This is a genomic window from Micromonospora sp. NPDC005161, from assembly GCF_053599855.1.
The window spans coordinates 57,466-76,910 of the sequence record NZ_JBSFYQ010000008.1 but is presented as its reverse complement, the minus strand read 5'-3'; the positions used below and the strand labels follow the sequence as shown (position 1 = coordinate 76,910).

Annotated in this window: 21 protein-coding genes; 10 read left to right on the top strand and 11 right to left on the bottom strand. The window is 73.5% G+C overall.

What is annotated here, in order from left to right; translation table 11 throughout:
• Positions 1–69: 69 nt before the first annotated feature.
• The gene (locus ACWD5O_RS10360) at positions 70–1,446 is read right to left on the bottom strand and encodes a YibE/F family protein (RefSeq protein WP_450085102.1); all 1,377 of its coding nucleotides are present in this window, start codon (positions 1,444–1,446) and stop codon (positions 70–72) included.
• 310 nt (positions 1,447–1,756) lie between these two features.
• On the opposite strand from ACWD5O_RS10360, the gene ACWD5O_RS10355 reads away from it, so the two are divergent.
• Positions 1,757–3,850, top strand: a complete 2,094-nt coding sequence (locus tag ACWD5O_RS10355) for a heavy metal translocating P-type ATPase (RefSeq protein ID WP_449938629.1) — start codon at positions 1,757–1,759, stop codon at positions 3,848–3,850.
• Between the two features lie 39 nt (positions 3,851–3,889).
• Here the strand turns inward: ACWD5O_RS10355 and ACWD5O_RS10350 are convergent, their stop codons facing one another.
• On the bottom strand, positions 3,890–4,186 hold the full coding sequence (locus ACWD5O_RS10350) for a metal-sensitive transcriptional regulator (RefSeq protein ID WP_450085101.1): 297 nt from the start codon (positions 4,184–4,186) through the stop codon (positions 3,890–3,892).
• Between the two features lie 153 nt (positions 4,187–4,339).
• On the opposite strand from ACWD5O_RS10350, the gene ACWD5O_RS10345 reads away from it, so the two are divergent.
• From ACWD5O_RS10345 to ACWD5O_RS10315, 7 genes are all read left to right on the top strand, one after another.
• Complete coding sequence (locus ACWD5O_RS10345) at positions 4,340–4,549, top strand: heavy-metal-associated domain-containing protein (RefSeq protein WP_387322942.1); 210 nt, start codon at positions 4,340–4,342, stop codon at positions 4,547–4,549.
• A gap of 14 nt (positions 4,550–4,563) precedes the next feature.
• A complete protein-coding gene (locus tag ACWD5O_RS10340; RefSeq protein WP_450085100.1) occupies positions 4,564–5,568 on the top strand; it encodes a hypothetical protein in 1,005 nt (334 codons plus the stop codon).
• Between the two features lie 12 nt (positions 5,569–5,580).
• On the top strand, positions 5,581–7,836 hold the full coding sequence (locus ACWD5O_RS10335; RefSeq protein WP_449938632.1) for a heavy metal translocating P-type ATPase: 2,256 nt from the start codon (positions 5,581–5,583) through the stop codon (positions 7,834–7,836).
• Between the two features lie 72 nt (positions 7,837–7,908).
• A complete protein-coding gene (locus ACWD5O_RS10330) occupies positions 7,909–8,082 on the top strand; it encodes a CsbD family protein (protein ID WP_121656519.1) in 174 nt (57 codons plus the stop codon).
• Between the two features lie 161 nt (positions 8,083–8,243).
• Positions 8,244–8,588, top strand: coding sequence for an ArsR/SmtB family transcription factor (locus tag ACWD5O_RS10325; RefSeq protein WP_450085099.1), 345 nt, complete (start codon positions 8,244–8,246; stop codon positions 8,586–8,588).
• Positions 8,585–8,854, top strand: a complete 270-nt coding sequence (locus ACWD5O_RS10320) for a hypothetical protein (RefSeq protein ID WP_387322947.1) — start codon at positions 8,585–8,587, stop codon at positions 8,852–8,854. The genes ACWD5O_RS10325 and ACWD5O_RS10320 overlap by 4 nt, the downstream gene beginning before the upstream one ends.
• Before the next feature lie 122 nt (positions 8,855–8,976).
• Entirely contained in the window at positions 8,977–10,452 is a 1,476-nt protein-coding gene (locus ACWD5O_RS10315) for an alpha/beta hydrolase (RefSeq protein WP_449938637.1), read from the top strand.
• A gap of 20 nt (positions 10,453–10,472) precedes the next feature.
• On the opposite strand, the gene ACWD5O_RS10310 is transcribed toward ACWD5O_RS10315, so the two are convergent.
• The 4 genes from ACWD5O_RS10310 to ACWD5O_RS10295 all read right to left on the bottom strand — a co-directional run bounded on the left by ACWD5O_RS10310 (position 10,473) and on the right by ACWD5O_RS10295 (position 14,146).
• Complete coding sequence (locus ACWD5O_RS10310) at positions 10,473–11,099, bottom strand: dihydrofolate reductase family protein (RefSeq protein WP_387323572.1); 627 nt, start codon at positions 11,097–11,099, stop codon at positions 10,473–10,475.
• A gap of 35 nt (positions 11,100–11,134) precedes the next feature.
• Positions 11,135–12,352, bottom strand: a complete 1,218-nt coding sequence (locus ACWD5O_RS10305; protein ID WP_449938645.1) for an RNA polymerase sigma factor — start codon at positions 12,350–12,352, stop codon at positions 11,135–11,137.
• A 32-nt stretch (positions 12,353–12,384) separates the two neighbouring features.
• A complete protein-coding gene (locus ACWD5O_RS10300) occupies positions 12,385–12,741 on the bottom strand; it encodes a YciI family protein (protein ID WP_354964633.1) in 357 nt (118 codons plus the stop codon).
• A 148-nt stretch (positions 12,742–12,889) separates the two neighbouring features.
• On the bottom strand, positions 12,890–14,146 hold the full coding sequence (locus ACWD5O_RS10295) for a DUF2786 domain-containing protein (RefSeq protein WP_449938639.1): 1,257 nt from the start codon (positions 14,144–14,146) through the stop codon (positions 12,890–12,892).
• Positions 14,147–14,424: 278 nt separating this feature from the next.
• Between ACWD5O_RS10295 and ACWD5O_RS10290 the strand changes: the two genes are divergently transcribed.
• Positions 14,425–14,916 carry a DUF2243 domain-containing protein gene (locus ACWD5O_RS10290; RefSeq protein WP_450085098.1) on the top strand — a complete coding sequence of 164 codons (492 nt, stop codon included), beginning with the start codon at positions 14,425–14,427 and terminating at the stop codon, positions 14,914–14,916.
• Positions 14,917–14,959: 43 nt separating this feature from the next.
• Positions 14,960–15,793: a cytochrome c oxidase assembly protein gene (locus ACWD5O_RS10285; protein ID WP_354964464.1), complete on the top strand. Its 834-nt coding sequence runs from the start codon at positions 14,960–14,962 to the stop codon at positions 15,791–15,793.
• A gap of 21 nt (positions 15,794–15,814) precedes the next feature.
• Here the strand turns inward: ACWD5O_RS10285 and ACWD5O_RS10280 are convergent, their stop codons facing one another.
• The 5 genes from ACWD5O_RS10280 to ACWD5O_RS10260 form a co-directional block, all read right to left on the bottom strand.
• The gene (locus ACWD5O_RS10280) at positions 15,815–16,084 is read right to left on the bottom strand and encodes a hypothetical protein (protein ID WP_450085097.1); all 270 of its coding nucleotides are present in this window, start codon (positions 16,082–16,084) and stop codon (positions 15,815–15,817) included.
• A 15-nt stretch (positions 16,085–16,099) separates the two neighbouring features.
• Complete coding sequence (locus ACWD5O_RS10275) at positions 16,100–17,179, bottom strand: WXG100-like domain-containing protein (RefSeq protein ID WP_354964466.1); 1,080 nt, start codon at positions 17,177–17,179, stop codon at positions 16,100–16,102.
• Positions 17,163–17,504, bottom strand: coding sequence for a WXG100 family type VII secretion target (locus ACWD5O_RS10270; RefSeq protein ID WP_450085096.1), 342 nt, complete (start codon positions 17,502–17,504; stop codon positions 17,163–17,165). The genes ACWD5O_RS10275 and ACWD5O_RS10270 overlap by 17 nt, the downstream gene beginning before the upstream one ends.
• A 4-nt stretch (positions 17,505–17,508) precedes the next feature.
• Positions 17,509–17,967: a hypothetical protein gene (locus tag ACWD5O_RS10265; RefSeq protein WP_450085095.1), complete on the bottom strand. Its 459-nt coding sequence runs from the start codon at positions 17,965–17,967 to the stop codon at positions 17,509–17,511.
• A gap of 136 nt (positions 17,968–18,103) precedes the next feature.
• A complete protein-coding gene (locus ACWD5O_RS10260) occupies positions 18,104–19,423 on the bottom strand; it encodes a reverse transcriptase family protein (RefSeq protein ID WP_450085094.1) in 1,320 nt (439 codons plus the stop codon).
• Positions 19,424–19,445: the final 22 nt, after the last annotated feature.

Below are 19,445 nucleotides of genomic sequence, written 5' to 3'. Positions count from 1 at the left end.
GCCATGGCGCTGAGTGACCAGTGATGCGGTTCTCAGGGCGGACGCCCGACGTGGTCACGTTGAGGAGTGTCACCATGCCGTATCCGTGCTCCTGTTCGGCTCTGGCCACCGGTTGGTGGCGGTGGATGAGGGTGTGGTCCGCGTCGGGTCGGGCGACGTGAGGTCGGGCCGATCCGTGCGCGGGGAGCTCAGCGCCGCCAGTGCCTCGGCGCGGTCGGGCTGGGGTCGCGGGGCGGGCGCTTCGGCGGCGGGCGCGGTGGTCTGCCGGCCGGCTGCGGTCACCATCGCGGCCAGCCCGGTGGTCAGCGGTACGGCGGCGATCAGCCCGAGCGTGGCGACCCCGCTGCGGACGATCTCCTGCGCGAGGAACTCGCTGGTCAGGATCTGCCCGATCGGTCGCGAGTCAGCGGTGAGCAGGAGCAGCAGCGGCAACGAGGCGCCCGCGTACGCCAGCACGATGGTGTTGACGGTGGAGGCGATGTGCGCCCGGCCGACCCGGGTCGCCGCCCGGTAGAGCTGCAACCGGGTCAGCCCGGGGTTGGCGTTGGCCAGCTCGGTCACGGTGGCCGCCTGGGTGACGGTCACGTCGTCGAGCACCCCGAGCGAGCCGATGATGATCCCGGCGAGCAGCAGGCCGTGCAGGTCCACGTCGGCCTGGAACATCGACAGGGTGGTGGCGTCCTCGCTGCCGAAGCCGGTGAGGTGCGTGGCGCCGCTGACGATGGTGGCCAGTACGCCGGTGAGGACCAGGCTGCCCAGGGTGCCGAGCACCGCGACCGAGGTCTGCGCGCTGACCCCGTGCGTCAGGTAGAGCACCACGAACATGATCAGCGCGGCACCGACCACCGCTACCAGCAGCGGCGACCGGCCGGCGCCGATTCCGGGCAGCACGAAGGTGAGCAGGATGGCGAAGCTGGCGGCCAACCCGGCCAGAGCGGCCAGGCCCCGCCACCGGCCGAACGCGACGATCGCGGCGGCGAAGATCACCGCCAGCCACAGCAGCGGCGCGCCGCGCTGGTGTTCGGCGATGTTCCAACTGCTGGCGGTCGGATCGGTCGGGTCGGTCAGCTCCACCAGGATGACCTCGTCGTCGACCTCGACCCGGGGCGCGCCGGGTCCGGCGGGCACGGGTGTCTGGATCCGCTGGCCGGAGGCCGGCCCGTCGTTCACCCGGACGTCCACCGTGCCGCACGGCCCGTCCCCGACGCTCGGTGTGCCCTCGGGGTTCGGCGCCGCCGCTGGGCACGGCTCGGTCACCACCCGGGTCACCGTGCCGTGGTAGCGCGGCACGTTCGCACCGCCGTCGGTCCGCGGTGACCCGTCGCGAGGCCAGAGCACGACCGCGGCGAGCACGGTCGCGACGAAGAGGGGCACCACCGTCGCGACGAGGATCCGTCGCACCCGGGGTGGGGCGGACGGAGCGGAGCGGGTGTGGTCGGAACCCAATGCGAGACTCCCAACGATCCGGTGCGGGGTACGTGCCGACGGGCCGGTCGGTTCACCGCCGCCGCGGGAAAGCGGCGACGAGCGCGCCGGATCGCTGGACGGCGACCTCGTGACCACGCAGGGTGAAAGCTCGGCCCGGTCGGCGGGAGGTGACGCCACAACGTGGCGGCACCTCTGCCCAACTGCGTAGCGGGATCCGGAGGGCCATCGTCGGAATGCTAACCAGCCCGACCCGGGGACGCAGGTCGTGCCGGAGTGTCGGGTGGTCGAACCGCTCGCGTGGCGGGTTCCGGACCGGCATGTTGGAGTCATGCCCGCTCCGTCGCCGCCCGACCCCGATCGTCCCGCCGCCGACGAGCGCCACGCCGGGCCCGGTGGCCACCAGCGACACGCCGACGGCGGGCCACATCAGCACGACAAGCACGCCGGGCACGATCCGGCGATGTTCCGCCGCCGGTTCTGGGTCTGCCTCGTGCTCACCGTGCCGGTGGTGTTGACCAGCCACCTGGTGCTGGACCGGCTCGGCCTCGGGCTGGACGTCCCGGGCCGGTCCTGGGTCGGGCCCGTGCTCGGCTCGGTGGTGTTCTGGTGGGGCGGCTGGCCGTTCCTGGTCGGCGCGGTCCGCGAGGTCCGCGATCGGGCGCCGGGCATGATGCTGCTGGTCGCGATGGCCATCACCGTCGCCTACACCGCGTCACTGGCCACCAGCGTGGGCGCCTTCGACCTGGATTTCTGGTGGGAGCTTGCCGCGCTGGTCACCATCATGCTGCTCGGGCACTGGCAGGAGATGAAGGCCATCGGTCAGGCCAGGGGCGCGCTCGCGGCACTGGCCGCGCTGCTGCCCGACGATGCCGAGCGGGTGGCGGCGGACGGGCGGGTCGAGCCGGTGCCGGTGACCGAGCTGCGGGTCGGCGAGGTGGTGCTGGTCCGGCCGGGTGGGCGGGTTCCGGCGGACGGGCGGATCGTCGACGGCGGCGCCGAGCTGGACGAGTCGATGATCACCGGAGAGTCGCGTCCGGTCGCCCGGTCGGCAGGGGACCGGGTGGTGGCCGGCACCGTCGCCACCGACTCGGCGATCCGGGTCCGCGTCGAGGCGCTGGGTGAGCAGACCGCGCTCGCCGGCATCCAGCGGATGGTCGCGCAGGCGCAGCGCTCCGGCGGGCGGGCCCAGCTGCTGGCGGACCGGTTCGCGGCCGCGTTGTTCTACCTGGCCACCGGCACCGCCGTGCTGACCGTGCTGGTCTGGACCGCGCTGGGCCGGCCCGACGAGGCGGTGGTCCGCGCGGTCACCGTCCTCGTGATCGCCTGCCCGCACGCGCTCGGGCTGGCCATTCCGTTGGTCGTCGCGCTCTCCACCGCACTGGCCGCGCGGTCCGGGATCCTGGTCAAGGACCGGTTGGCGCTGGAGCGGATGCGGACCGTCGACGCGGTGCTGTTCGACAAGACCGGCACCCTGACCCGGGGCGAGCACGTGGTCACCGACCTGGCGACGGCACCCGGCGTCGCGCGGGACGAGGTGCTGCGGATCGCGGCCGGCGTGGAGTCCGACAGCGAGCATCCGCTGGCTCGGGCGATCGTGGCGGCGGCCGGGAGCGTCGGACCGGCCCCGGCCGTCGGGTTCCGGTCGCTGCCGGGGCGCGGGGTGCAGGCCACCGTCGACGGTACGCAGTACGCGGTGGGCGGTCCCGCGCTGCTGCGGCAGCTGGGCCTGTCGCTCCCGGCCGAGCTGGAGGCGGCGATCGGCCACTGGTCGGCGCGGGGCGCCGCGGTGCTGTACCTGGTACGGCCGCCGGACGCCGTGCTCGGCGCGTTCGCGCTGACCGACGAGGTACGTCCGGAGGCCCGGGAGGCCATCGTCGAGCTGCGCGCCGCGGGCGTCCGCGCCATCGCCATGATCACCGGTGACGCCCGTCCGGTGGCCGAGGCGGTCGCCGCCGACCTGGGTTTCCGGCGGGGTGTCGACGAGGTCTTCGCCGAGGTGCTGCCGGCGGAGAAGGACGGCCGGGTGGCCGAGCTTCAGCGGCGGGGGTTGACCGTGGCGATGGTCGGCGACGGGGTGAACGACGCGCCGGCGCTGGCGCGGGCGGACGTCGGCATCGCGATCGGCGCGGGCACCGATGTGGCGATCGAGTCCGCCGGGGTGGTGCTGGCCTCGTCGGACCCGCGCGGGGTCGGTGCCGTGGTCCGGCTCTCGCGGGCGTCGTACCGGAAGATGCGGCAGAACCTGGCCTGGGCGGCGGGCTACAACGTGGTGGCGCTGCCGCTGGCGGCCGGGGTGCTGGCGTGGGCCGGGGTGGCGTTGAGCCCGGCGCTGGCCGCGGTGCTGATGTCCGCGTCCACCATCGTGGTGGCGCTCAACGCCCAGTTGCTGCGTGGGGTACGCCTCGACCCGGAGACCGAGTGACGGCCCGGTCCGGTCGGACCGGGCGAGCGTCACCCGGTCTCAGCCGCGCTTCATCAGCCGGCCGACCGCCGCCATCATCTCGGTGGCCATCTCGTCGGCCCGGCCCTCGGCGGCGCCCTCGTGCATGCAGTGCCGCGCGTGCCCGTCGAGCAGCCCCAGCGCCACCTTGTCCAGCGCGGCCTGGATCGCGGAGATTTGGGTGAGCACGTCGATGCAGTGGCGGTCGTCGTCGACCATCTTCTCGATGCCCCGGACCTGCCCCTCGACACGGCGGAGCCGCGCGAGCAGTTGATCCTTGCTGGCGGTGTATCCGCGGATCGGAGTGGGTGCGGTCATGGCGACCAGGGTAGCCTACCCCTGGGGGGTATGGTACTGTCCCTTTCTGTCGGGATACCCCCACCGGGTACCGGTACAACACAAGGACAGACGTCCGCCTTCGATTTACCCCTGGGGGGTATAGGCTCGGAGGTGGCGGAGGGAGACGGTTCGATGGTCAACACGACGTACCAGGTGCAGGGCATGACCTGTGGGCACTGCGTCAGCTCGGTCAGCGCCGAGGTCGGCGCCATCGCGGGTGTGCGCGAGGTTCAGGTCGACCTGGCCACCGGCCGGGTCACCGTCAGCAGTGACCAGCCGCTGGACGTGGAAGTCGTCCGGACCGCCGTCGACGAGGCCGGCTACGACCTCGTCGACGCCTGATCGAGAGGCCCGGCATGAATACGGTGACCAGACTGGGCGGATTCGCCCTCGGCCTCGCGGCGGTCTTCGGCGCGGCGTACGGGATCGGTCAGGTGGCCGGTCCCGCCGCCCCGGTCGCCGAGAACCGGCACGACGACGGGGCCGCCCACGAGCCGGGCCCGGCCGGCCACGGAGAGCACGATGAGGCGGCCGACCGGCTCCCCGGCGGCCTGCTCGTCGCCGACCGCGGCTACACCCTCGAACCGGTCGCCGCGCCGGCCGGCGAGTTCGCCTTTCGGATCGGCGGCCCGGACGGCCGACCGGTGACCCGGTTCGACGTGGCGCACGACAAGCGGATGCATCTCATCGTCGCTCGGCGGGACCTCTCCGGCTTCCGCCACGTGCATCCCGACCTGGCCCCGGACGGCACGTGGCGCGTCGCCACCCCACTGGCCGGCCCCGGGCAGTGGCGGGCGTTCGCCGACTTCGCCCCGACCGGGGGAGAGCCGCTGACCCTCGGGGTGGACGTGACGGTCCCCGGAACGCTGGCCGAACGGCCGCTGCCCGCGCCGGCGACCAGCACGACCGTCGACGGCTACACGGTCACCCTGGCCGGCGCGGTGCAGCCCGGCCGGACCTCGCCGCTCACACTGACCGTCAGCCGGGACGGGCGGCCGGTGACCGACCTGGAGCCCTACCTGGGCGCGTACGGCCATCTCGTGGCGCTGCGCCGGGGTGACCTGGCATACCTGCACGTGCACCCGGAGGGGACACCCGGCGACGGGCGCACCCCGCCCGGTCCGGCTGTCACCTTCCTCGCCGAGGTGCCCTCGGCCGGCAGGTACCGGCTCTACCTCGACTTCCGGCACGGCGGGTCGGTGCACACCGCCGAGTTCACCGTGGTCGCCGGCACCTCGCCCACCCCGCCCACCGGCGCACCGACGACCGGTGGCGATCCCACCCCGACCGATCCCACCCCGAGCGGACCCGCGCCGACCGGGGACGCCGACCACGGCATCCCCGGGCACGGGCACAACTGACGGGACCAGATGATGACCACCACCAGCAGACCGCTGCCCGAGGCGCCGAACCGGATCGAGTTGGCGATCGGCGGAATGACCTGCGCCGCCTGCGCCGCCCGGATCGAGAAGAAGCTGAACCGGATGGACGGGGTCAGCGCGACCGTCAACTACGCCACCGAGAAAGCCACTGTCCGGTACGTCGACGGCGTCACGCCGGACGACCTGATCGGCACGGTGCAGAAGACCGGCTACACGGCGTCCCTGCCGTCCCCACCTTCCACCGCCGAGGAGCCGGTGGACGCGCTGCGTGGCCCGCGTACCCGCCTCTGGGTGTCGGTGGCGCTCAGCGTGCCGGTGGTCGTGCTGGCGATGGTGCCGGCCTGGCAGTTCGACTACTGGCAGTGGCTGTCGCTGACGCTCGCCGCCCCGGTGGTGGTCTGGGGCGGGCTGCCGTTCCACCGGGCCGCCTGGACCAACCTGCGGCACGGCGCGGCGACCATGGACACCCTGGTCTCGCTCGGCACCCTCGCCGCGTTCGGTTGGTCGCTCTGGGCGCTCTTCCTCGGCGACGCCGGGATGCCCGGCATGACCCACCCGTTCCGTTTCGACATCACCCGCACCGACGGCGCCGGCAACATCTACCTGGAGGCCGCCGCCGGGGTGACGGTGTTCATCCTCGCCGGCCGTTACTTCGAGGCCCGCTCGAAGCGGACCGCCGGCGCCGCCCTGCGCGCCCTTCTCGAACTGGGCGCCAAGGAGGTGGCGGTGCTCCGCGACGGGGTGGAGACCCTGATCCCGGTGGACCAGCTCGCCGTCGGTGACCGGTTCGTGGTCCGCCCCGGCGAGAAGATCGCCACCGATGGCGTGGTCGACGAGGGCACGTCGGCCGTCGACGCCAGCATGCTCACCGGCGAGTCGGTCCCGGTCGAGGTCGGCCCGGGCGACGGCGTGGTGGGTGCCACGATCAACGCGGGCGGCCGGCTCGTCGTCACCGCCACCCGGGTCGGCGGGGACACCCAGCTCGCCCGGATGGCCGACCTGGTCGAGCAGGCCCAGAGCGGCAAGGCGGCCGTGCAGCGGCTGGCGGACCGGATCTCCGGCGTGTTCGTGCCGATCGTCATCACGCTCGCCGTGGGCACCCTCGGCTGGTGGCTCGGCAGCGGGGCTGGGCCGACCGCCGCGTTCACGGCCGCGGTGGCCGTGCTGATCATCGCCTGCCCCTGCGCGCTCGGCCTGGCCACGCCGACCGCACTCCTGGTCGGCACGGGCCGGGGCGCTCAGCTCGGCGTGCTGATCAAGGGACCGGAGGTGCTGGAGTCGACCCGGCGGGTGGACACCGTGGTGCTGGACAAGACCGGCACCGTGACGACCGGCCGGATGACCCTGGTGAACGTCGTGCCGGCGGCCGGTACGGACCGTGCCGATCTGCTCCGGCTCGCGGGGGCGGTCGAAGCCGCCTCCGAGCACCCGATCGCACGGGCGGTCGCGGCGGGCGCCGCCGAGGCCGGGACGCTGCCCCCGGTGACCGGCTTCGCCAACGTCGAGGGGTTGGGCGTCAGCGCCACGGTGGACGGCCGGAGTGTGCTGATCGGTCGGCTCCGGCTGCTGCGCGAGCGCGGGTTCGACGTACCGCCGGAGGTCCAGCGGGCGGTCGCCGACGCGGAAGCGACCGGTCGGACGGCGATCGTCGCCGGTTGGGACGGGCGGGCCTGCGGTGTGCTCGCGGTCGCCGACGTGGTCCGGCCGACCAGCCGGGCGGCGGTGGCCCGGCTGCGCGCCCTGGGGCTCACCCCGGTCCTGCTGACCGGGGACAACGTCACCGTGGCCCGGGCGGTCGCCGCCGAGGTGGGCGTGGACGAGGTGATCGCCGAGGTCCTGCCGGCCGGCAAGGTCGACGTGGTCAGGCGACTCCAGGCCGAGGGGAGGTCGGTGGCGATGGTCGGCGACGGGGTCAACGACGCCCCGGCGCTGGCGCAGGCCGACCTGGGCCTGGCGATGGGCACCGGCACCGATGTGGCGATCGAGGCGTCGGACCTCACCCTCGTCCGGGGCGACCTGGACGCCGCGGTGGACGCCATCCGGCTGTCCCGGCGCACGCTCGGCATCATCCGGGGCAACCTGTTCTGGGCCTTCGGGTACAACGTGGCGGCCCTGCCGCTGGCCGCTGCCGGGTTGCTCAACCCGATGATCGCCGGCGCCACGATGGCCCTCTCCTCGGTCTTCGTGGTGGCCAACAGCCTGCGCCTGCGCCGGTTCCGCCCGGCCGCCCCCGTCGACGGGGTGTAGTCGGGATGGTTGGACCGGCGATGGCAGGGGTACTGCTGGTGGCGTAGCGACGCTCGCGATGGAGGTTGGCACATGGGTATCGACGACAAGATCAACAACGCCACCGAGGATGCGGCCGGCAAGCTGAAGGAAGGCGCCGGTCGGGCCACCGACAACGAGCAGCTCGAGGCGGAGGGTCGCAACGACCAGGCCGGAGCCAAGCTCAAGCAGGCTGGCGAGAAGATCAAGGACGCCTTCAAGAGCTGACGTACGACGCACTCCGCACGCCGGGCCGGTGATCTCACCGGCCCGGCGTGCTGTCTGTCCGGCCCCTCGGTGGACCCTGAGATCCCCCTGATTCGCTCCCGAACCCCGGTCGCCGCACGTCGGCACCCGCTAACTTCTCTTGGCATGTGCAAGGGCTGCTTATGAGTGCCGCTCCGCCGACCGGTGACGACCTGGTCCGGGTGCTGGCCACGCTGGCCAACCCGCACCGGCTGCGGGTCGTCGCCGCACTGGCCCGCGAGCGCGCCTACGTGAGCCGGCTGGCCCGGCAACTGGGCATCAGCCGGGCGCTGTTGCAGGTCCACCTACGGAAGCTGGCGGCGGCCGGGCTGGTCACCGCACGCCTGGAATTGTCGGAGGACGGGAAAGCCATGAACTACTACGAGGTGGAGCCCTTCGTGCTCACACTCACCCCCGAGATCATCGCGGCGGCGGTCGAGACGCTGACCGTGCCCGACTCGGCCGAGCAGCCCGGAGCGGAGCGATGAGCGAGCACGACTGGACCGAGGTGGTCGGCGCGATCGGCATCTTCGCCCTGCTGATCAGCGTGTTCACGGTGACCATCGTGCAGCTCGCCAAGACCCGACGGGCCCGGCTCGAATCGGCCCGCGCGGACGACTACCGCCGGCTCGCCGAGACCGCCGCTCAGGCCCAGGCGGAGAACGCCCGACTGCTCGCGGCGTTGGACGGCCGGCTAAGCGGGATGGAGACCCGGATGGGCGCGCTGGAACGCGTCCTGCGCGAGGTCGAGTGAACCCGGCGCACGAAAGGACCGGGCCGTCGAGCGGCTACTCGACGGCCCGGTGGAAGCAGCACCACCTCGCCCGGTGGGCGAGTTTCTCCCGTGACGCTCCTTCGAGGAGAGGACAGCACTCCATGCTGCGCGTACGCAAATCCACCGTCGGCTGGGCGGTCGCCCTGGCCCTCACGGTCACCGGCCTGACCCCGGTCGGCCCGGCCGCCGCCCGAGCACAACCGGGCCCCACCATCGACTGGCGGCCCTGCCCCGGGGACGCCACCGCCGAGTGCGGCACGCTGTCCCTGCCGGTGGACTGGCGCCGGCCTCGGGGCGAGAGGTTCGACCTGGCGCTGGCCCGTCGGACGGCCACCGACCCGTCCGCAAGGACCGGCGCACTGGTGTTCGGCCCCGGCGGGCCGGGCGACAGCGGGGTCGACCGGGTGGTGACCGGCAGCTCCCGGTTCAGCGCCGAGCTGCGCCGCCGCTTCGACATCGTCAGCTTCGACCCGCGCGGCACCGGCGGCAGCCACCCGGTGATCTGCTCGACGGACCTGCTCGCCCGGCAACCGCAGCTGATAGCGGACCAGGCTCAGTTCGACGCCACGCTGGCCGGCAACGCGTTGCTGCGGGCCGACTGTCGGGCCCGGACCGGGCCGCTCTACGACCACGTGGACACGACCAGCGCGGCCCGCGACCTCGACGCGGTCCGCGCCGCGCTCGGCGAGCGGCTGCTGACCTTCCACGGCAGCTCGTACGGCACCCTGCTCGGGCAGCGGTACGCGGAGCTGTTCCCGCACCGCGTCCGGGCCATGGTGCTGGAGGCCGCGATGGATCACAGCCTCGACATCCGTGCCTTCCTCGACACCCAGGCCGTCACCGCGGAAGGCGCGTTCGACGAATTCGTCGCCTGGTGTGCCCGGTCCGCCGGCTGCCCGCTCAGGGGGCGGGACGTCCGGGAGGTCTGGGCCGGGCTGCACGGCCGGGCCGCGCGCGGGACGCTGACCGACCCGGACCGGCCCGGTGCGGCGCTCACCCCGTTCGAGCTGAGCCGGCTCGCCCACAAGAAGCTCTACGAGACGCACCGGTGGCCGGAGCTGGCCGGGTGGATCGCCAGAATGGACGCCGTCACCGCGCCGACGACCGCACCCCCGGCCGGCGACACGTCGACGGGCGACGCCGTGGCTCCGTACCCGTTCGCGGTCTTCTGCCAGGACTGGAGCCTGCCCGTCCGCGACTACCGCGAGTACGCCGGACACCTGCGCCGGATGGGCCGGCTCGCGCCCGACCTGCGCTATCCGCCGGCGGTGTTCGCCCCCGTGACCTGCCTGGGAACGCCGGCGCCGGTCGCCAACCCGCAGCACCGGCTGCGGGTCCGCACCGAGGTGCCGCTGCTGCTCGCCGCCACCGTGCACGACCCGGCCAGCGGGTACAACTGGGCCACCAACGTGGCGCGGCAGTTGGGCGAGCACGGCGTGCTGCTCACCTATCAGGGATGGGGGCATGGCAGCTATACCACCAGCCCGTGTGTGGCCGGCGCTGTTGACCGCTACCTGACCAGCGTGGTCGTGCCCCGTCCGGGCACCAGCTGCCCGGCCGTCGACCCGTCGGCGTGACCGACCCGCCGGTGCCGCGATCAGCGCAGGACGCGGTAGCGCAGGTGCGCCACGGTCGGCCCGGCCACCACCGCCACCTGTTCCAGCCGCGGCGCGATCCCGTCGAAGAGCCGTTCACCGGCCCCGAGGAAGATCGGCACCAGGTGCAGATGCAGGGTGTCGATCAGCCCGGCGGCCAGGTACTGCCGGACCGTGCTCGCGCCGCCCGCGATCGACACCTGCCGGTCACCCGCCGCCTCCCGGGCCTGCCGCAGCGCCGACTCGATGCCGTCGGTGACGAACCGGAACTCGGTGCCGCCCCGCATCACCAGCGGCGCCCGGGAATGGTGGCTGAGCACGAAGACCGGGGTGTGGAACGGCGGATCGTCGCCCCACCAGCCCTGCCAGCTCTCGTCCCAGTCGCCGTCCCCGCCGCCGAACATCCGCCGGCCCATCACGTACGCCCCGATGTCCCGGGTCAGCTCGTCGACCAGGTCTGCGTCGACTCCCCGCTCGCCGCCGGTCAGCCCGTGCTGCGCCCGCCAGCTGTCCAGGCCGAAGAACCACTCGTGCAACCGCAGCCCGCCCCGGCCCAGCGGATCCTGCCGGCTCTGGTCCGGCCCGGCCACGTACCCGTCCAACGAGATCGACAATTGACTGCTCACCATTCCCATGCCACGTCGACTCCCGCGACCGCCGGAACTCATCGCTGGGCGGCCAGTCGGGTTGCCCGCAGCTCCAGGTAACGCCGCTCGGGCAGGCTGGTGGTGCCCCGGGCCGCCGCCCGGTACGCGTCCCGCGCCGCCGGAAGCTGCCCGGCGAGCTCCAGCAGGTGGGCCCGGACCGCGGCGAGCCGGTGATGCCCGGCGGTGCGCTCGTCGGCGTCCAGCGGAGCGAGCAGGGCGAGCCCGGCCTCGGGACCGTCCACCATGGCCACCGCCACCGCCTGGTTGAGGGTGACCATCGGATTCGGCGCGATCCGGGCGAGCAGCCGGTAGAGCGCGGCGATCTGCCGCCAGTCGGTCGCCGCCGCCGTCGGCGCCTCGGCGTGCACCGCGGCGATCGCCGCCTGGAGCTGGTACGGGCCGGGCGGTGACCAGGTCAGCGCCTCGGTGATCAGCGCGACGCCGGCCTTGATGGCCGTCCGGTCCCACCGGTCCCGGTCCTGCTCGGTCAGCGGCACCAGCTCGCCGTCCGGGCCGACCCGGGCGGCCCGGTGCGCATCGGTGAGCAGCATCAGCGCCAGTAGCCCGGTCACCTCGCCGTCTCCGGGCAGCAGCCCGTGCAGGACGCGGGCGAGCCGGATCGCCTCGCCGGTCAGCTCCACCCGGTGCAGGTCCGGCCCGCTGGACGCGGTGTACCCCTCATTGAAGATCAGGTAGAGCACTCGGAGCACCGTCCGCAGCCGCTCGTCGCGCTCACCCGGCGCGGGCATGCTGAACCGGGCGCCGGCGGCCTCGATCCGCTGTTTGGCCCGGCGGATCCGTTGGCTCATCGTGGCCTCCGGCACCAGGTGCGCCCGGGCGATCTGTGCGGTGCTGAGCCCGCCGACGGCGCGCAGGGTCAGCGCCACCTGCGCCGAGGGAGCCAGCGCCGGGTGGCAGCAGAGGAAGAGCAGGGTCAGGGTGTCGTCGGCGTCCGCCACCGAGGGCTCCGCGTCGGCCGCCGGCGCCACCCCGGCGTACGCCGGCTCGCGCAGCGCCACCGCCACCTCGCGGTCCCGGCGGGCGCGCTCGCTGCGCCACTCGTCGGTGAGCCGGCGGTTGGCCACGGTGAGCAGCCAGGCGCGCGGGTTGTCCGGCAAGCCCTGCCCGGGCCACTGCGTCGCGGCGGCGAGCAGCGCCTCCTGGACCGCGTCCTCGCATCGGTCGAACTGCCCGTGCCGGCGGACCAGCAGGCCGAGGACCTGCGGCGCGAGCATACGCAGCAGGTCCTCGACCGTCCGGTCGTCGGTCACATCTCCGTCCCGGCCTCGTCCATGATCGGGCGGACCTCCAGGGCGCCGCCGAAGCGCACGTCCGGCCAGCGGGCGGCGATCTCGGCGGCCCGTTGCGGGGTGTCGCAGTCGACGGCCAGGTAGCCGGCGAACTGCTCCTTGCTCTCCATGAACGGCCCGTCGACGACTTCCGGGTGGCCGCCCGCGAGCCGGACCGTCCGGGTCTGCGACGGGTCGGCCAACGCCTGACCGCCGACCAGCTCACCGGACTCGGTCAGCTCCTTCATGATCTCGTCGACCTCGCCGAACAGGGCGGTGCGCTCCCGCTCGGTCAGCTCCTCGGTGAAGCCGGGCCGGTTCCAGATCAGCAGCATGTACTTCACGGCGATGCTCCTCGGGTCCTGGTCGCGCCCCGGTCGGGACGCGGTTCACCGGAGGGTCGGAGCCGAAGCTCCGTTCCCTACCGCCTACCGAAGAACATCGCAGAATTTTTCGACGGTGGCGGTTCCCACGCTGCCTGGGTCAACGTGGGTCGGGGCGTCCCGGTACCTGTCGGGGCGGTGGCCCCCCGCCGACGTCCAGCGACGCGCGGTCCGCCGCGGAGGTGCCGGACGACCAGCCCTCGGCGTCGCGGACGCTGAGCCGGTGCCGGGTGACGCCCGGGAAGAGGGTGTCGAGCCGCTCCTGGACCGCCTCGCCGCGCGCGGCGAGCACCGGGAGGAGCCGCTCCGGGCCGGCCGTCTCGGCCGCCGCCCGGTCCGCCGCCTCGGTGGTCGCGCGCAGCCGCTCGCCGATCCGCAGCGCGAACGCGTTGAGGAAGGACTCGTCCCAGACGCGGGTCCGCCGCCCGGCCCCCGGTCGCCGCTCGGCCCGCCCGCGCAGCATCGCGGCGGTGGCCTGGACCAGCAGCGAGGTGTAGAGCAGCTCCACCGCCACGAGGTCGGCCGGCCAGCCCAGCACGGTGGCGAAGCCGAGGTCGTCGGACCAGACCGCCGCACAGCGGTTCGCCGCCGCGACCTCCTGCACCAGCAGCGCCTTCGCACCCGCGTACGGGGTGTCGGTGCCGAGCCGCACGCCGCCGGGTAGGTCGCCCCGGTCGGCCCCGGCCGCCAGCAGCGCCTCGTCGATGCTGTGCCGGGCGATCAGCTCTTGCGCCTTGGCGGTCAACGCCTCCGCCTCGGCTGGGAAGGTCGTCGACTCGGCCTTGGCCAGCAGCGCCCGTACCCGTTCGAGCATGCCGGACCCACTGCGGGCCGCGCCGGCCGGGCGGCTCGCTGCCGCCGCCCCGGTCGTGCCGGGTGGCGGACGCAGCACCGCGATCGGCGGCAGGCTCTCCACCAGGACGAGGGTGTCCACGGCCGTGCGCAGGGCGTCGACCCGGTCCAGCCCTTCCCGGGCGGACCAGCCGGCCAGCACGCTCCGGTCGTCGTCCCACCACACCTCGGCGGCCAGCTCGCGCAACTGCTCGTCCCACCAGGCCGGAACCGGCCCGGTCTGCTCGCGCCGTTGGGCGGCCATCGCGTCCCGCACCAGTCGTGCCGACCGGGCGCCGAGCCGCCGGGTGGTGAGCCGGTCCAGGTCGGCCGGCTGCCAGCCGCGCGGCCACAGCCGCGCCACGCCGCGGACCAGGCGACGCAGCAGCGCCGTGTCCACCGCCGCCGTGCCGTCCGTCGCGCCGGTGCCGACCATCAGCTGGTCCAGCTGCCGTTCGGCCTGCCGTACGTCGGTGCCGCGCACCGCCGCGAGCGCCTCGGCGACGAGTTCGTCCGCGTCCGGCACGTGCACCTCCCTCTCCGGGTTCGCTGCCTCTCAGGCTCCATGATCATGCCGTCAGCCGTGCCGGAGGCGCGAAACGGGGATGTCGTCGCCCCGCTGACCGGCGGGGCCTCGATCAACACGAGGTCCGGGAAGTCGCGGTGTCCCATCAGGTCCGACACCCCGACATCGCCAATCTCGTGTCGATCACCGCCGGCTGGACGCGCGTTGCGGCTCGGTGGGCATGTTCCGCCCGGTCTCGGGTAGTTCGACCCTCACCTGAGGCGGATGCGAGGTGTGTGGTGGTCGGTTCGAGCCCGCCGAGTGCGCGCACCGCCGCCGTGCCGGAGGTCCGGTCGTCCATCCTCGCCGGTGTCCTGATCGGGGTCGCGGTGATGGCCGCGGTGGACGAGATCGTCTTCCATCAGTTGCTGGCCTGGCACCACTTCTACGACCGGTCCACCTTGTCGGTGGGTCTGCTCTCCGACGGGCTGCTGCACGCAGCCGAGCTGATCGCCCTGGTCGGCGGGTTCTTCTGGTTCGCCGACCTGCGCCGGCGAGGCGCCCTGGCGGCCCGCTTCGCCTGGGGTGGCGTCCTGCTCGGCGCCGGGGGTTTCCAGCTCTTCGATGGGCTGGTCGACCACAAGGTGCTCCGGCTGCACCAGATCCGCTACGGCGTCCACCTGGTGCCGTACGACGTGGTGTGGAACGTAGGCGGCGCGATACTGCTGCTCGCGGGCGCCGCGCTGGTCTGGCGGGCGCGATCCCGACCGCCACGCGACGGCCAGCGGTGACGGCGACCCTCGCCCGGACGCCCCGGGCTGGTTCGCGGCGCCGGTGATCGCGCACGGGGGGCACGCCGCGGATGGCCCGGGCTGGTTTCCGCTGGCGGCGGTCGGTCTGCTGGCCGGTGGCTACCTCGTGGCCGCCGCACGCGATCCAAGGGGCTGGGACCACCGGCGCAGCGGCGCCTGGCTGGCCGGCTGCGCCGTGCTGGCGGTCGCGGTCGGGCCGTTCGCGCAGCTCCCCGACGATCCGCGCGGACACATGACACAGCACCTGCTGCTCGGCATGGTGGCCCCGCTCGGGCTGGTGCTCGGCGCCCCGGTGACACTGCTGCTGCGGATCGCGTCCACACCCACCCGCCGGTTCATCGGCCGGCTGCTGCGCGCCCGCCCGCTGCACCCGATCGCCCACCCAGTCACCGCCGCGCTGCTCAGCACGGGCGGACTGGCCCTGGTGCTGCTCACCCCGCTGTACGCGGCGGCGGAGCGCCAGCCCACCCTGCACCACGCCCTGCACCTGCACTACCTGGCCGCCGGATACCTGTTCGCCTTGTCGCTGGCCGGCCCGGACCCGGCACCCCGCCGTCCCGGGCTGGCCGTGCGGCTCGGCGCGCTGCTGGGCGCGGCGGCCGGGCACTCCGCGCTCGCCAAGTACCTCTACGCGCACGCCGGCACCCTGCCGCCCGGGCTGGCCGACCCCGACCCGGCGGCGTTCCGCTCCGCCGCCCAGCTCATGTACTACGGCGGGGACGTGGCCGAGCTGCTGCTCGCCGTCGCCCTCTTCGCCACCTGGTACCACCGCCCCTTGCGCCGCCACCCGGCGCGACCATCTCGGTCGACCAGGTTCCCCGAACGAGAGGTCAGGTCCCGGGCGGGAACCTCCTGATCGACACGGAGGCCCGGGGGGTCAGCCGCGGGCTGAGAGGGCGGTGGAGAGCCGGCCGAGGAACGCCCGGATGTTCTCCTCGCTGTGATGCGTCTCGGCCTGGTCGTTGAGGGGGCCCGAGTAGCGCAGCGCCTGATCGAGCGCGTCCAGCGTCTCGGCCCGGTCACCCGGGTAGAGCCCGCCGACCACGCCGTCGGCGACCCGCGTCACCACGGTGTCGTCGAGCGCCCGGTCGAACTGGATCCCGTAGAGGATCCCGTTGACGTGGCCCTTCCAACTGTCCGTACCCATGCTCGTTCGACTCCCCTAGAAGATCTGCCTGCCGTCCCAGCCCATGATCGGGACGTCACTGAGGCCGTTGCGCTTGAACTCGGCATCGAGGTTGCCCATGTGGCTCACGTCGGGCTGGTAGTGACCGCTGCGCGCCGTCGCGTGCTGGACCATACCGTCCTTGACGACCAGCTCGCCCGCCGCCGCGACCGGTTGCCCGTTACCCAGCGTCGAGTGGTGGAAGTCGCCGACTTTCTGGTAGTTGGACGCGTAGAGGTTGCCGTTCCGGTCCATCACGAAGATCGCCTGGCCGTTTCCGCTGAACACGGTCTGGGCGCTCGAGGTGTCGAACGGCTCGCCGTTCTTCGCGCTGCGCAGGACGCCGTTGCTGTCGAAGAACACCCGGTGCTGTTCGAGTTCCTCCGGACTGAGTCGGCGCACCGCCGTCGGGAAGTGCCCTCCCGGCAGGTGCTCGTTCCGGTACTTGTCGAGCATCGGCTTGGTGTTGTGGTAACGGGGCGTGGTGTGCGGGCCGGGCACCGGGGTTCGTCCCGGGCCGCCGCGCTTCGGGCCCTTGCGCGCGAAACGGCGCAGCAGCGTCTTCGCCCGCTTCAGCAACCGCGGAATGATCTCCTTGACGACCCGTTCGATGACCTCCTTGATGATCCGTTGGATCGCCATCCGGGCCAGGCCGATCGAGACGGGGATCTGAGCCAGCGAGGCGCCGAGGGTGGGGGCGGCCGCCGCCAGCGCGATCGCCACCTGCACGACGAGGATCGTCAGCTGGACGATGACGAGGATCTTCTGCGTCAAAGTGATGATGGCCATCACCAGCAACGCCATGCCGATCAGCTCGGCCGCCTGCGCGCCGTCCTCCATCCGGCGCGGCGCGCCCTCCTCGCCCTGCCATGCCTGCTCGAACGCCCGGACGTCGTCCCCGATGTTGGTCGCCCCGACCTTCGCAGCGCCCGCCTCCGCCTCCCCGACCGCCGTACGCAGCCGGCCGGCGAACGCGAACCACAGCTGCGACGCCTCGAACAGCAGCTCCTCGTCGGCGGTCGGCCAGGTGAAGCCGACCCAGCCCAGAGCCTCGACGAGCTCAGGAGGTAGCTGCATACCCACCGGGCAGCTCCATCCTCGTGAAGAGTTCCGCGTTGGCGATGTCGGTCGCCTCGTGCGCGTCGGCGCCGAGGTCGAGGTTCGCGGCGGCCTCCAGCAACTGGTCGGCCATCGACCGGTACACGTCGAGCGCATGCGTGAGCACCTCGACGTACACAGCTCCGAAGAGGGAGCCCGCCTCGTCGGCGCCCCACGGATTACCCGCGCCGTTCACCGTCGACTCGAGGCTGCTGACCTCTACGCCGAGCTGCTGGCCGGTGGTCGTGAGCGAGCCCGCCTCGGCGTGGAGGGCGTCGACATCGACCTGAATCCCGTCGGACATGAGCTCAGCGTCGATCCATCCGGCGGGTGACCGAGTCCAGGTCGCCGATCATCTGCTCGAACCCGCGGAACGCGTCCTCCGAGACACGTTCGAGCTGCCGGGTCAGGGCCGCGCTGTCGGCACCGACAGCGGCCGTCAACTCGGCGCGCCGGGCGCGTTCGTCGGCCTGTGCCGCCTTGACCGCCTCCAGGACGTACTCGGCGATGGCGCTGGTGCCGGCACGGGACAGACTCGGGTCGATCACCAGAGTTTCCAGGCCGCCGAAGGCGGACACCTCCGCCTCGACGAGACCGTCACCGCCGATGCCCCGCCCCACCATCTGCTCGGCAGCTGGCACAGGCCCGTCGCCCTGCTCGTCGGCCCCGCCCGGCTGTGCCGAGGCGGAACCCGTGGCCCGGCTCAGCAGGCGCATCGCCTCTTCGAGTGAGCGACTCAGGCCGGACGGATCGATTCCGCTCGCCATGCTCGTCCCCCTACGACTCGCAGTCCTTGTCCGGGGAGCGACAGTACCAACGCGACGCCTGCCCTCGCGGCCTGAAGTCCTTTGTGGATTCCACAGCTGGCCGGTGACCTGCTGGGCGTCGCGTCCCTCTGGTCCGTCAGGGCCCCGAGGAGGCCAAGGCGGCGGCGAGGAGGGGCGCAAGTTTGGCGGCGCGGGTGGGACTGTCGTGACCGACCCAGGCGACCCGGCCCGCCAGGTGCTCGGCGAAGGCCGGGTGGCCGGCGTGGTTCTGGGCGGCCAGGCCGGTGCGGGCGGCATTGTGCAGGATCGCGCGCAGCCGGTCGTACTCGTCGCGCGGCACCGCCGGCCGTTCGTTGACCACCAGCCCGGCGAGGAGCTGCCGGTCGGCCCGGCCACGGACCCGGGTCTTGCCCGGGTGCACCCGGAAGCCCTCGTCCCGGGTCACCTCGGTCACCGCGGCGAGCAGGTCGGCGACCCGCCGGGGCGGCAGCTCGCCGGAGAAGGCGAGGTCGTCGGCGTACCGCTGGTAGTCGAGGTCGAAGGCGGCGGCCAGCCCGGTCAACCGGCGATCGAGCCGGAACGTGCAGAGATTGGCCAGCGCAGGCGATGTGGGCGCGCCCTGCGGCAGGTGCCCGCCGCGCAGCACGGCCAGCCGCCAGGGCCGTTCGGGCAGGACGGCCGGCGCGGCACGGAGCACCGCCGGTGGAGTTCGGGTGGTGCAGATCGCGGCGAGCGTATGTGCGACCGGCTCCGGATAGCCGGCGGTCCGGAAAAACCCGTACACCCGGCGGGCCGGCACGCTGCTGAAGAACGCGGCCAGGTCGACGCGGACCACCACCGCCCGCCCGGCGTGCGCCGCAGCGAAGGTGTGCGCCGAACGGCCGGGCACGAACCCGTGCGCCGCCGGATGCACCGGCAGCGGGCCCAGCACCTCGGCGAGCAGCCGCCGGTGCAGCGCGCGCAACCGTGGCTTCGGCGCCTCGAACAACCGGCCGCCGGCGGCCCAGCGATACCGGTAGTGGTGCAGACGCTGATTGTCGGCGCGGCGGTTCATCGCCCGGCGGTCGGCGTACCAGTCGAGCTGCTCCGGAGCCAGGTCGAGCAGCCGGGCCAGGTCGGCCAGGTCGTCCAGGACCGGGGTCGACCAGGGCCGGCGGACCGTGCGGGTCGGCGTCACCGGCCGGGCGCGGACCGCGACGGGTCGGCCGCGCTGCCGCGCCGCGCCGACCACCTCGCCCAGCAGCGCCAGGTTGGCCAGGAAGGCGGCCAGCTCCCGGGGTCGGTCGCGCGGGGCCCGGGAGTACGCGGCGAGCGCGGCGTCCGCGACCGGCCACAGCCAACGGCGGCGTACGCCCAGCATCCGCCCACCGGCATCGACCAGGTCGCCGCGCTGCCAGCGGTCGGCTGCCAGGAACGCGTCGGCGAGCGCGACGGCCAGGGAGCCGACCGTCGTCACGGCCGGCCCGGGGTGGATGACA